Source organism: Nocardia vinacea NBRC 16497 (assembly GCF_000308835.1).
GTDB classification, from domain to species: Bacteria; Actinomycetota; Actinomycetes; order Mycobacteriales; family Mycobacteriaceae; genus Nocardia; species Nocardia vinacea.
Genome location: NZ_BAGN01000421.1, coordinates 1 through 12,829 on the forward strand (window position 1 = coordinate 1; position 12,829 = coordinate 12,829).

Annotated in this window: 9 protein-coding genes; 5 read left to right on the forward strand and 4 right to left on the reverse strand. The window is 65.5% G+C overall.

Features of this window, described 5'->3' with window-relative positions; all coding sequences use genetic code 11:
- Positions 1–69 precede the first annotated feature (69 nt).
- Positions 70–1,560, reverse strand: coding sequence for a WS/DGAT/MGAT family O-acyltransferase (locus tag ON44_RS42715; protein ID WP_051183301.1), 1,491 nt, complete (start codon positions 1,558–1,560; stop codon positions 70–72).
- 737 nt (positions 1,561–2,297) lie between these two features.
- Here ON44_RS42715 and ON44_RS42720 point away from each other — a divergent pair.
- Positions 2,298–2,495, forward strand: coding sequence for a hypothetical protein (locus ON44_RS42720; RefSeq protein ID WP_245567551.1), 198 nt, complete (start codon positions 2,298–2,300; stop codon positions 2,493–2,495).
- Positions 2,496–2,777: 282 nt separating this feature from the next.
- On the opposite strand, the gene ON44_RS42725 is transcribed toward ON44_RS42720, so the two are convergent.
- Both ON44_RS42725 and ON44_RS42730 read right to left on the reverse strand, forming a co-directional pair.
- Positions 2,778–3,386, reverse strand: coding sequence for a hypothetical protein (locus ON44_RS42725; protein ID WP_040700846.1), 609 nt, complete (start codon positions 3,384–3,386; stop codon positions 2,778–2,780).
- Positions 3,387–3,478: 92 nt separating this feature from the next.
- A complete protein-coding gene (locus ON44_RS42730; RefSeq protein WP_157187613.1) occupies positions 3,479–3,658 on the reverse strand; it encodes a hypothetical protein in 180 nt (59 codons plus the stop codon).
- 988 nt (positions 3,659–4,646) lie between these two features.
- Here ON44_RS42730 and ON44_RS42740 point away from each other — a divergent pair.
- Entirely contained in the window at positions 4,647–5,888 is a 1,242-nt protein-coding gene (locus ON44_RS42740) for a lipase family protein (RefSeq protein ID WP_051183313.1), read from the forward strand.
- A 113-nt stretch (positions 5,889–6,001) separates the two neighbouring features.
- Here ON44_RS42740 and ON44_RS42745 read toward each other — a convergent pair whose 3' ends face one another.
- On the reverse strand, positions 6,002–6,751 hold the full coding sequence (locus tag ON44_RS42745) for a hypothetical protein (protein ID WP_040700851.1): 750 nt from the start codon (positions 6,749–6,751) through the stop codon (positions 6,002–6,004).
- Positions 6,752–7,126: 375 nt separating this feature from the next.
- On the opposite strand from ON44_RS42745, the gene ON44_RS42750 reads away from it, so the two are divergent.
- From ON44_RS42750 to ON44_RS42760, 3 genes are all read left to right on the forward strand, one after another.
- Positions 7,127–8,995 (forward strand): peroxidase family protein, encoded by a 1,869-nt coding sequence (locus ON44_RS42750; RefSeq protein WP_083898524.1) that lies wholly within the window; start codon positions 7,127–7,129, stop codon positions 8,993–8,995.
- The gene (locus tag ON44_RS42755) at positions 8,992–10,116 is read left to right on the forward strand and encodes a catalase family protein (RefSeq protein WP_040700854.1); all 1,125 of its coding nucleotides are present in this window, start codon (positions 8,992–8,994) and stop codon (positions 10,114–10,116) included. The genes ON44_RS42750 and ON44_RS42755 overlap by 4 nt, the downstream gene beginning before the upstream one ends.
- Positions 10,117–10,220: 104 nt before the next feature.
- Positions 10,221–12,821: a helix-turn-helix transcriptional regulator gene (locus tag ON44_RS42760; protein WP_040700857.1), complete on the forward strand. Its 2,601-nt coding sequence runs from the start codon at positions 10,221–10,223 to the stop codon at positions 12,819–12,821.
- The last annotated feature ends 8 nt before the right edge of the window (positions 12,822–12,829 follow it).

Below are 12,829 nucleotides of genomic sequence, written 5' to 3' on the forward strand. Positions count from 1 at the left end.
TTCGTTCGTGGGCCGGGGAAGGACACATGTGCTGACCACGAGGTCGACCTGCGGAGACGGTAGCAGCGGCTATTGAACTAGTTCGGCGAGTGCGTCTCGGAGGTAGGTGGCGATGTTCCAGACGTCGGGGATGGAGTCGGTGCACGCGAGGATGCCGAAGTCGAGGTGGCCGTTGTACGACATGACGGTGATATTGAGTGGGCCCGATAGGTCGGTGAGTACGGAGATGGGGTAGGTCCCGGCCACCTGAATTCCTCCGGCGTACAAGGGCATCTGCGGTCCGGGCACGTTGGAGACGATCATGTTTGCCAGTGGGAGTGCGGGGGCGGCGACGCGCAGGAGCAGGCGGGTGGCCAGGCCGTGCAGGATCTGGGGTAGGGCCGCGGTGGCGTAGTGCAGCAGGGCTGGTGGGGTGGTTTGGAAGCGGTCCTTGGCGGCGAGCATTGCGGCGTGGGTGAGTTTCATGCGGTGTTGTGGGTCGTGTTCGCCGATGGGAAGTTCGCACAGCATGATGGAGAACTGGTTGCCCGCGGTGCCGAGTTGCTCCTGGGTGCGCACCGATACCGGGATGGCGGCCACGACCGGGTCGTCGGCCGGTGCGTCGTGGTCGAGTAGCCAGCGGCGAAATGCGGTGGTGCACAATGTCATCACCACGTCGTTGACAGTGCCGCCGAAGCTGTTCTTGACCTGTTTGACTGTGTCGAGCGGTAGCGAGACGAAGGCGAAGGACCGGTCGGTGCCATTGGGGCCGTTGCCCGGCAGCGTGGGATTCACTTTGGGCATGTCGGTGAGTGCGTTCGGCAGCATGGGGCCAAGGCGCAGCGGCAGGCGCACCCGATCGGCTTGGCGGGTCATCGTGTGTGCGATGCCGCGGCCGAGTATTTCGGCGGGCTTCGGCGTTCGTGCCAATCGGAGGCCGTCGGGCGGTGGCGGCACCGGCTGGGGCTCGGGCACGATGTCGAAGAGCGCGGCCATGACCTCCGCGCCGGATACGCCATCGATCAGTGCATGGTGCACCTTGGTGTAGATGGCTTGACGGCCATCGGCCAACCCCGAGATCAGGTGGCATTCCCACAGTGGTCGACTTCGGTCGAGTGGCTGCGCGTGCAGGCGGGCGGCGAGTTCGGCGAGCGCCTGGTCGGTGGAATCTTCGGGCAGGCGCGTATCGCGCACGTGATATCCGAGGTCGATGGCGTCGCAGTCTTCCCAATAGGGGAGGTCCAGACCGAACGGGACGGTGCGCAATCGCCACCTCAGGGGTGCGGTCAGATGGAGTCGGCTCGCGATCAATCGCCGCAGTACCGTGACATCCAGTGCGCTACCTGCGGTGGGTGGTTCCAGCAGCGTGACCGACCCGACGTGGAGCAGCATGGTGGGTGATTCGGCATTGAGGAGTAGGACGTCGAGCGAGCTGAGTTGCCGGGACGGCTCGTTCTCACCCGATAATGGAATTCTTTGCGACCGTTTCGCTGGTTCAGCGGATGTGCCGGAGGCGAGTTGGCCTGGTGTCATGATGCGGACGTCCAGGTGGCGGGCGGGTTTCAGATCGGCGTGGGACATGGGGTCTCCGCGTTGTCGCTGGGTTCAGGACAGACTTCCGATTCAGCTCGATGGGCGGAGATGGTGCCCCGCCGCACTTAAGGTCTATCGGTATCTGTGGGCGCTGAGAACCGTTCGAGCCGCTCCGCTCTTGCGGTGACGCCGACGTCCGTGTCGAAGACGTGTCATTGAGCTTAGTGGCCGACGGAGTGCTGTCGGTCGCGATCGTGTGCTCTCTACGTTAATTCTGTGCAAACCTGCGACTACCCGCTTTTACTCGCGGGTGTGTCGGTACTGCGTTAGTTTTGGCGAACCAGCGCTGCGCATCAGGGGCGGCACACAATTCTGCTCGGTGAGTCGGTGGACCGATGGAGGCGAATCTGCGTGCCGGGTGGGAATTGGCTCACCGGCATGCCCTGCTGACGAAAGTTGCACGGCCAGATCGCAACTGGTGCCGGAATTGGTAGGCCGGATCGCGGCCGTCACGGCCGGTTTGCCCGCGCGTGCGGTTCTCAACGTACCAATCGTTAAGGTTCCTACAAGGCCGACTGGCGAGGATAGGGGCCCGAACTGGCGATCGATCAATGGATTTCATATGCGCTCAGACTCTGATGAGGGCAACCACGATTCCTTCGTCGAACCGTGCGACCTGGCCGGCTGTCGCCGAGATCGCCGGCGAGGACCAGTACCTGCACGCAACGACCGAAATCGGAGAAACCCCAATGCATAACACCCGATTCCGCGGCACTGTGATCACCGTGGCAATCGCAGTAGCCGCCGGACTCGGCCTCACCGCGTGCGGCAAGACGGAACGCTGGTGCGAACGAGACCAAGGCGATGTCGTAGTCGAAAACTGGCACTGTGAGCAGAATCTGGCGGGCTACGAGTGGGAGCCCGACCATGACAAGCCGAAGACAAAGAAGAAGCCGATCAAGTCGAAGAAGCAGAACAGATGAACGACCGCGACTCTGATCAGGGACTGGCTGACCGGCAGGCCTCATTCGACGGACACCGGGCGGACAGCGCAATCCCCAACCAGCGAATCCGGACAGCGCCCGGAAGTTATTGAACGAGTAGAGCGTTCGCGTGTGCGAATGCGTGAGCGTCGTACGCTGGCGCGTCAGCGGGTTCGCGTGCTATGGCAATCGCTGAGGATGTGCGAGCATTCGGCATGTTGGTGAATCTCGTTATCGGAACCGACTCCGGAGGGTGGGTACCGAATCGGCGTCCGGGAAGGATTACCTGGGCGGCCAGGAGGAGTGCGGTGGGTACTGGTGCTGCGGGTATTGGCCCGGTGGTTGTTGGGTTGGTTGCTGCCACTGCGGTGGATTCGGCGGGGTCGGGGTGCGTGGCGCGGACGACCGGGCCGACGCGATGATTGCCGTCACCGACGCGACCAGGGCGAATAGCGCGGCCGGAATGGCGAGGGCGAAATCTTTGGCCTCGGCGTATTCCGCGTGCCACGCGATACCGATCACTAACGAGAGAGCCGGGGCGAAGAGCGCGCCCGCGGCGAGGGCGGCAAGTGCACGGAAAGCCCCGTTCTTGGCACCGGCGCCGGTCACCAGGATGATGGCCGCCACCACGGCGATCGCGGCGATGAGCAGGAAGGGGATGTGGTCACCGAAATCGAGGTAGCTGTTGGTGAATTGCCAGATTCCCGTCAGAATCGCGCACAGTACGAGCAGCCCCGCGGTGACCCAGTCCAGCGGTGCGGCACCCGCCCGAGGCGGTGCACCGAACCCGGGCGGCGGATACTCCGGACGCTGCTGCGGATACGGGTACCCCTGCGGATTAGGGTAATTCCCTTGCGGCGGAAACGATTCGGGCTGATGTGGCGTAACCACGGCGAACTCCTTGCTGACCCCCGGGGCCGACGTGCAATCGATCAGGTCGGTCCGGCAACCATACCGAACAGGGACCCGCAGGCTACTCAGTTCTACGGCCCGACATATAACTCCTCGTTGGGGAGCCGCGGGAGGCCACGCCCGTTGCCCGGGACTACCGAAACATCGTCGACATAGTGGTGGGTCTTGTGGTCCTCGATGAACTGCTCGGCGGCGCTGGCCAGTGCTATGAAGTCCAGGATCACTCCGCGCAGGTTGACTCGGAGGTGCACGTCCGGCTCATAGGATGCTCCGGCGCTCGTCGCATCTCCCGGGGATGTGCGGGCATTTGTCTGCATGGTCGCCCCTGGTACGGGATTCCAGATCATCGGTTCACGCAAATTTCGAGCAGCTAGTTCTTGGTGAGGCGGTATTCCAATACTCGTTCAGGACCATCGCCCGGCCCTTCCCACCGATGGTGAAAACGATCCGGAAACCGAGTTCGGCCGGCACCGCATCTGTCCGTCATGTTTCCGGAGATCTTCCCGCCCTTGGGCAGGCCGTACTGCGCGCGCATTGGATTGTGGAGCTACCAGTGCAGTAGGCATCTACCAACTCGGTGATGGCCTCGCCTGACAGTCGCCCATTCAGCCGTCGCGGTTGAACGGTGCTGCGACCGGCCTTCCCCGGCTGCCGAGGCAGTGCAGCCTCGATCTTGGCCGGCTATGACCTTTCCGAGCCGGCCCGGTTTCCCACTGTTTCAGGTACCGGTAAACCTGGCCCTGGCCTTACTCGAACCGGTGACCGCACTGGCGAGGGCAAGGCAGTCGTCATCAGTGTGAGCATTGCGAGGCCTCCTGCTGTTCAGGCGGCTTCTGACCACATCCGGCTGCTCGGGATTGGTCGTCGGCGGTGCTCGGCGGCCATCGCCGAAGTCGCTTCGACCGAGATCATGCGCACCCCAAGCTTTTTCAGCGCGACTTCGATGGTCCTCGACCGCGATCGCGCCCGAGCCGTCAGCCCGGCGATGCCCCAACTTCCGTCGTGAGCTGGCGGCGATGGACCGATCGCAAAGGTCCCAGCTGTCCGAATGGCTGTCGCAGGCACACGATCTCGACGAGCTCGCCGCTCCGACGCTGAAGTTTGCCTCTATCCAGTACGCAGTGCTATTTTCCCAGCGCATCGGCTATTTTCGGCGTATCGCTGAATGTTTGCCGATAAGGTCGCACGTGAGCTCGGACTTGCTGGTCAAACGAATGCCGTGAACTACCCATGGAGGTCATGGTCGTGACTCGTCGGTTTCATCGCTTTCTCCGCAGCAGGCGCAGTGGTTCAGGACGGGTCCTGAGTGCGCTCGGTAGCGTGGCACTCGGGCTGCTGCTGGCGACGACGGCAACCGCAGAGCCGTTGTATCCGCAGCCCGATCCGGACCCGTTCTTCGCCGCCCCGGCGGATCTGGCGGCGCACCGGCCTGGTGATGTGCTCGACGTGCGGGCGCTGCCGCCCGCGATCCTCTTCCCCGGCGCCACCGTCACGCTGGTCGAATTCCGGTCCACCAACTCGCAGGGCGCGCCGATCGCGGCGACCACCACGGTCCTTACCCCCATCGGCCATCAGCCCGACGGGCCGCTGCTGTCTTATCAGCACTTCATCAATGCGCTCGGCACCGCCTGCGCAATATCGCACCAGCTGTACGCCGGCGATCCGAATCTGGTGACGACGGCGTCGATTTTGAACATGGCGCTGGCGCAGGGCTGGAGTGTCGCGCTGCCGGATCATCTCGGCCCGAACTTCGCTTTCGGCGCTGCACGTTTGGGTGGCCAGATCGTATTGGACGGTGTCCGCGCGGTGAAACAGCTGCCCGACCTCGCCGTGCAGCACAGCCGGGTGGTGCTGGCCGGTTACTCCGGCGGCGGCATGGCTACCGGATGGGCAGCTGCGCTGCAGCCGTCGTACGCGCCGGAACTGGATCTTGCGGGCGCGGCCATCGGCGGCGCGCCGATGAACATGGAGATAATGGCGGAGGCGGTGGGCATGGAGACGCATCCGGCCTTCGGGCTGGCCATGGCGGCGGCGATCGGCCTGGAGCGGGAGTATCCGCAGCGGATGCCGGTCAGCGCGTATCTCAACAAGCGCGGCTTGGCAGTCCGGGACGCCATGGCCAACAGCTGCACCAACCAGATCCTCGTCACCGGTGTCGGCGGCAGCGCCCGCGAATACCTCGCCAGCTCCCCGACTGCTGCCCTCCCGGAAGCTCGGGCGGTGTTGCGGGAGAACAGTCTGGAATTCTACGATGGGGTGCCGGAAATACCGATGTTCGAATGGCATTCGCCGACCGACCCCCTGATTCCGATCGAAGCGATCGACCATGTCGACAGCCGCTGGTGTGCGGCCGGGGTGCGGCTGCAGACGCTGCAAGTGCCCGCGTTCGAGCATCTGTCGGCCGCGGTGATCGGTGCCCCCGAGGTGCTGCCCTGGCTGAACGCCCGGATTCTCGGCGAGCCCGCACCCGCCACCTGCTGACGGAACCGAAGCAGCGCGATACTCGACGGACCGCCCCAACTCGACGCCGTCACCAAGGCTGGTCGGCATCCGATAGCTGCGGGAGTGGCTCCAATGGGTTGCCCGGCCAAGGATCACCGGCGGATCGAACGCGCTGTCAACGCGGCGAGCACCTGCTGCGTCTTGGTATCACCGGTCGCGATGTGCAGACCACGTCGACGTACCGCGGCCTCGAATTTGCGTTGTCGGCGGAGGGCGCGGTTTCGCACCTCGGTGTGTGACTCACCGTGTTCGGGAGTGATTCTCAGGGACAGCTCGAGCAGATCGAGGTCGGCGATGGTCCAGCGTTCGGCATCGACGTGCAGATCCCCCACGCGCACCTTCGTCCACTTCGTCGACGCGATGGGGCCCATGGCCACGAGGCGGTCGACTGCTACCCCCGGAGGTGTGCAGCTCACCAGGAGTTGGCGCTGGGCGGTGTCCAGGACGGTGGTGACATCGGCGCCGAGCATCGTCGCGTCGTGCAGGGATCCGGCCGGTCGGTCACTGACTGCCGAGGCGGACAGGACGCGGCGTTCCGCGTTCCAGTCTTCTTCGATGCGGTACCGCAGTGCGTCGTCGGTGAAGGAGGTGGTCCATCTGCCGACCAATTGCGATGGCAGGCAGGGGCGCAGTTTGACGGTCAGGTCGTCGTTCTCACCGCTGCGTAACCGAATGACGATTCGGCTCGACAGCAGTGTCGGCGCTGTGTGGAGACCGGTGGGACGGGGCTCCGCGAACCAGATGCGACGGTCGATCGCCGGCCGGCCCGTGCACTCCAGCCGGGTCAGTGCCGCCGCGACGTCGCCGTCGAGGTTGACCTTGATTTCAATCGGAGTGATCACCCGAGCTCCCCTTTCTCGCAGTTGCCGGGATCCTCCCGCTGTCCGGCAGCACCATCGAAGACAGCGTTGTCCAACTGCGGCCGGTCAGCGCGCGTACCGCGCTACCCGATTGAGGGCGTCGGCACCCGCTGCCGCGCGACGTCGTCGGCATACGGGGAGTAAGAGCCCGGATTGCTCGGAACCGAACGGCTCGCCCGTGCGGTTGGGTCGTCGCTGCAGAACAGTGTCGCGGTCCCGAGGGATCGGCACTTCTGCCGCGACGACCGGGTTTGGCGTAGTCGACTACTCGCGACTGGTGTCCGGTCGCCCCGGAGACTGGCATTCGAATTCGATCTTGGCGCGTCACAGCTCGCGCCAGCCACGTGGAGGTTCGTCATGGTCAGCGAAAAGTCGACAATTCCACCGCCGGTGACCAATCCACCGTCGTCGCGGCGCCTGCCGCCTGTCACCCGGCTGTTGGTCGCGGTCGCCGAGGCGCTCGATCGCGGTGTCGGGTGGTTCAGGTTGCCCTCGCCGCTGGGATTGGCCGTCCTCGTCGGCTTGCGCAGCCGCCTGCGCGCCGAGAATCTCTTCGACACCGGTCCTCATCCGGACGGACCGTTGCCCACCGACGAGTCTGCTGCCGGCGAACACCTGCGCGCACGAACCGTCGACGGGACCTACAACACTCTCGCCGAGCCCCGCACGGGTTCGGTCGGCTGCCGGTTCGGTCGCAACATCCCGCTGGAATACACCTACCCGGAAGCTTCCGACCGGATAATGGAACCCAACCCGCGGCTGATCAGCCGAGATCTGTTGACCCGCGACCGATTTCAGCCGGCTACCACGTTGAATCTGCTGGCGGCGGCCTGGATTCAGTTCGAGGTCCACGATTGGCTCAGCCACGGTGATAGCGATACCGAGCCCTGGACGATTCCGCTGACCGATCTGGATCCGTGGCCGGTGCCGCCCATGACGATTCCGCGCACCCCCACCGTCCCCAGTCCCGAACCCGACGACCCCCCGACTTACACGACCCAGGAATCCCATTGGTGGGATGCCTCCCAGATCTATGGCAGCACACCGAAATTCGCCGCAGCGCTACGGACCGGGGAGAAAGGGCGCCTCCAGATCGACGAATCGGGACTACCGCCGCTGGATGTGGAGGGCCTGCTGGACCTGTCCGGCCCAGCCGCCAACGCCTGGGTCGGACTCGCTCTGTTGCATTCGCTGTTCATGCGCGAACACAACGCGATCTGCGAGCGCCTGGCCCGCCGCTACCCCGATATGAGCGACGAGCAGCTCTACGACACCGCCCGTCTGGTCAACGCGGCATTGATCGCCAAGATCCACACCATCGACTGGACACCGGCCATCATCGCCCACCCCACCACCGTCGCCGCAATGCGCGCCAACTGGTTCGGCGTCCTCGGGGAGGGGATCGCTCGCCGGTTCGGTCGCCTCAGCGGCAACGAAGTGTTGTGTGGCATACCCGGATCCGCCACCGATGACCACGGCGTCCCGTATTCGCTGACCGAGGAATTCGTCGCCGTGTACCGGATGCATCCCCTCATCCCCGACGACTTCGTGGTCCGCAGCCTGGCCGACGACAGTGTCGTCGCCGAGCATCAGTTACCCGATCTGGGGGTCGCCCACATCCGCGAGCGTCTGGCCGAGACAACGATGGACACGTTGTTCTACTCGTTCGGCCGCGCCAACCCCGGTGCGCTGACCCTGCACAACTATCCGGTCCACCTGCAGCAACTCGCCCGCCCCGGCCACCCGCTGATGGATCTCGCGACCGTGGACATCCTGCGGGTGCGTGAACGAGGAGTACCGCGCTACAACGAGTTCCGCCGCCAACTGCGCCTGCGACCTGCCACCTCGTTCGACGAGTTGACCGACAACGCGGTGTGGGCGCGTGAACTCGAGCGGGTCTACGGCGATGTGGAAGATGTCGATCTCATGGTCGGGCTCTACGCCGAGCCCAAACCGCCCGGATTCGGTTTCAGCGACACCGCATTCCGCGTGTTCGTACTGATGGCCTCGCGGCGGTTGTCGGGTGACCGGTTCTTCACCACCGACTTCCGTCCCGAGATCTACACCGAGTCCGGCATGGCGTGGGTACGCGACAACACCATGCGCAGCGTGCTGCTGCGTCACTTTCCCACTTTGGCGCCCGCGCTCGACGGTGTCGCCAACCCGTTCGCTCCGTGGCGCAGCGTCGGCCCGCTGCGTGAGCCGGAAAGGAAACGACCGCGATGACCGACCTGACTGCACCGCGCACGACCACCCGCTCCTATCTTCGCTACCGCGATGACCTGGAACGGCCACGGCCCGACGAAGAACGCGACATCGACAAGATCATCGCGGTGCTGCGCAGCAACAACGAACGCGCCTATCGCAAGCACAAGCACGGGCTGCGCGACGCGCACGCCAAGAGTCACGGCATCCTGCGCGGCGAACTCACCGTTCACCCCGGCCTGCCACCGGAACTGGCCCAGGGCTTGTTCGCCACCCCGGCCTCCTATCCGGTCGTCGCCCGGCTGTCGAGTACCTCCGGCGTAATCCGCAGCGACCAGCTGCGCGGCGTGCGTGGGCTGGGAATCAAGGTGCTCGGCGTGGACGGGCCACGCGCACTGCCCGGCGACGAGGCCACCACCCAGGACTTCATCATGGTCACCCACCGTGAATTCCTGTTCGCCGACGCCCACGCCTACTACACCACGGGAATGCCCACCGCGTGGGTGCTGGCCCGGTTGCCCGATCCCGTCCTGCACACGGGCAGTACCGTCCTTTCCGCGCTCGACGCGCACGTGTTGCGGCGTATCGGACGTCCCCTGCCCCCCAACCTGGGCGTGTTCGTCCGGCCCAACACCCACATCCTGGGCGAAACGTTCTATTCCTCGGCGCCCCTGCGCTATGGCGACTACATCGCCAAGATCCTGTACACGCCGGTTTCACCGGAAGTCAGTGCCTTGACAGGGCAATCGGTGGGCCACGACGCCGGCATCAACGCCCATCAGGACATGGTCGTCGACTTTTTCGCCTGCCACAGCGCCGAATACGAGCTGCGCGTGCAGCTGTGCACCGACCTCGACACCATGCCGATCGAGGACGCCACCGTCGACTGGCCCGAAGCCGAATCACCGCACCGGACGGTGGCGACCATCCGCTTCGACCGCCAGGACCCCTTCACCCCGCAACGGCGCGCCTTCGGTGACGACGTGTTGTCGTTCAATTCCTGGCGCGGTCTGGATGCCCACCGGCCACTGGGCTCGATCAACCGGCTCAAGCAGCGCGTCTACGAAGCATCGAGCAACTACCGGCACAACGTCAACAACGCCCCCCGCCTCGAACCCACCCCCGACCAACTTCCACAATGACCGCCGCGCCATCGGTGGCAGGAGTCCGGGGCGGTACCGAGGCAGGGCGCTCGCCAGCGAAAACCCATCGCAGCACGGGCGGGCAAGATCTAGAATTGTTGCTCATGGGGGAGCGCTGGCAACTGCTCGATCGTCCCGTCGAATACGAGGCCGTTCGCACGGCGTTGACGAGCGGCGATGTCGGCGGTGTGGTACTCGTCGGTGCCGCCGGAGTCGGCAAGACCACCCTCGCCCGGCTCGTGACCTCGGCACTGGGCACCCCCGTCCGGTGGGCGGCCTGTACCGAGTCGTCCCAGGCGATTCCCTTGGGTGTGTTCGCGCCGTGGGTCGCCCCGACTGCGTCTCGCGATCCCATCGCTCTGCTCTGCTCGGCCAGGGAAAACCTACTCATCCAGCAAGACACCGTGATCGGCGTCGACGACGCGTACCTGCTCGACCAGCTCTCCGCGACCCTGCTGCACCAGATCGCCGTCGACCGCGCTGCTCCTATCGTGGCCACCGTCCGCACCGGCGAACCCGTCCCCGATGCGGTCACTTCCCTGTGGAAAGACGGCTACCTCCAACGCGTCGAACTGGAACCACTGACCAAACGGCAGTGCGTCGCTCTCGTCGAGACCGTCCTGCGCGGCACCCTGGAAGGCCTCAGCGCCGATGTCATGTGGGAGTCATCGGGCGGAAACCCCCTCTTCCTGCGCAATATGGTCGAAGGCGCCGTCGAGGCGGGCACCCTGACCGAAGTCAACGGGGTCTGGCAACTACGAGGACCCGCCGCGGTGCCCGCCGGGCTGGTGGATCTGCTCGACGGCCGGCTCGCCCGGGTGGGCGAGCCGGTCCTGGAGACCTTGAAGATGCTGGCCCTCTATGAGCCACTCGACATCGACGTCCTCACCGACCTCGTGGGCGAGGACGCCGTGGACGCCGCCGAGGTCTCCGGCCTGATACGAACCAGCCGCGACGGCTGGTCTGTCAGCGCCTGCTTCAGCCACCCGCTGCTCGGTGACGTGGTGCGCCGCCGAATCGGCACCGCCGCTGCCCGCAAGCGGCGGGGCCGTATCGTCGAGCGGCTGCGCGAGCAGGAGATGAATACCGCTGCACACCGCATCAGACTGGCACAACTGTGCGTCGACAGCGCCCAGCCCATCGACAACGACCTGTTGATCACCGCCGCCAAAGACGCTGTCGCCCTGTCCAATCTGCCGCTGGGCGAACGCCTCGCGCACGCGGCATGCGAGCGCGGCGGCGGGCTGCCCGCGGCCGAAGTACTCTCCCGCGCCCTGCTGTGGCAGGGCCGACCGCAGGAAGCCGACAAGATTCTCGCCGACTTCGATCCCGACCACCTCGATCAACTGCAACTCGTCCAATGGGGTGTTCCGCGCGCCAGCCTTTTGTTCTGGTGTGTGGGCGATGTCGAACGCGGCCACGAGATAATGGATCTGCTGGGCGACCGCGTCGAGCATCCCGCTCTGCGCCTCATCATCGATGCCGTGAACGCGACCATGGCGATACACGAGAACAAAATCGCTGTCGGCATCCAGGGCGCCGAATCTGTGCTCGCCGACGCGAGCTCCCCGAAACAAGCCGTCGACTGGGCCGCGTTCGCTCTCGGCCTGGCGATGCCGGTCGCCGGGCGCGGCGCCGACTTCGCACCGATCGCGGCCCGCAGCCGGGCGCAGCAGAAAACCACCGACGGCATGATCCGGGTCATGGTGCGCTACGGCGACGTGCTGTCACTGACAATCATCGGCGAACTCGACCTCGCCGAGCAGCGGGCCACCGAATACAGCGAGTTCTCCTCCGCCGCACAGTTTCTCGGCTGGGCAATCGCCAAAATCGCGGGCGGTGTCGTAGCTACCTACCGTGGCCGCTTCCGCGAGGCGATCACCTCATTCGAGCAAGCCCTGGCCGCACTCAACGCCGAAACCTCACTCCCGTGGAAACTACCGGCGCAGCTGATTCTGGCCCGCGCCTATGCGGCGCTTGGCGACTCCCAACAAGCCGAACGTGTCCTCGGCGAGGCCGAAGAATACACCGGACCGCACCTGGCCCTGCACGAACCGCAACGCATGATCGCCCGCGCATGGCTGGCGGCGGGCTCCGGCAGTCAGCATTCCGCGGTCGAACTCGCCCGCCAGGCAGCAGCCATCGCCCACACCGCGGGCCAGTACGCATTGGAAGCCGAAGCGATGCACCACGCCACCCGATTCGGCGACCGGACCCTCGCCGCACGGCTGGCCGCACTAGCCGACCGCGTGCAAGGGCCGGTAGTGGCGATCTACGCTCGCCACGCCGCCGCCTTCGAAAGCTCCGACACACAAGCGCTTTCCGCGGTCAGTGTCGAATTCGAAAGCGCCGGACTACTACTGGCAGCTGCCGACGCAGCCGCGCAAGCGGTACCGATCCATGACCATGCAGGCCAACGCCGACTCAGCGCCCAAGCCGCGGCCCGCGCCCTCGACCTCGCCGCCCGGTGCGACGGAGCGACCACCCCCGCCATCGCATCCGCTGCCCGCCCCTTGCCGATCACCGACCGCGAACGCGAGATCACCGCCCTCATCGCGCGTGGGCTGTCCAACCGCGAGATCGCCGAGCGGCTGTTCGTTTCGGTACGCACCGTCGAAGGCCACATCTACCGGGCCTGCACCAAACTCGACGCCGCCGACCGCGACCAACTCGCCAAACTGATCTGGGGCGAGGTCACACGATAGCCACATGT

Bases quoted from the DNA above. Each gene is read 5' to 3' on its own strand.
- ON44_RS42715 (WP_051183301.1), bottom strand. From the start codon at position 1,560: ATGTCCCACGCCGATCTGAAACCCGCCCGCCACCTGGACGTCCGCATC.
- ON44_RS42740 (WP_051183313.1), top strand. From the start codon at position 4,647: ATGGTCGTGACTCGTCGGTTTCATCGCTTTCTCCGCAGCAGGCGCAGT.
- ON44_RS42750 (WP_083898524.1), top strand. From the start codon at position 7,127: ATGGTCAGCGAAAAGTCGACAATTCCACCGCCGGTGACCAATCCACCG.
- ON44_RS42755 (WP_040700854.1), top strand. From the start codon at position 8,992: ATGACCGACCTGACTGCACCGCGCACGACCACCCGCTCCTATCTTCGC.
- ON44_RS42760 (WP_040700857.1), top strand. From the start codon at position 10,221: ATGGGGGAGCGCTGGCAACTGCTCGATCGTCCCGTCGAATACGAGGCC.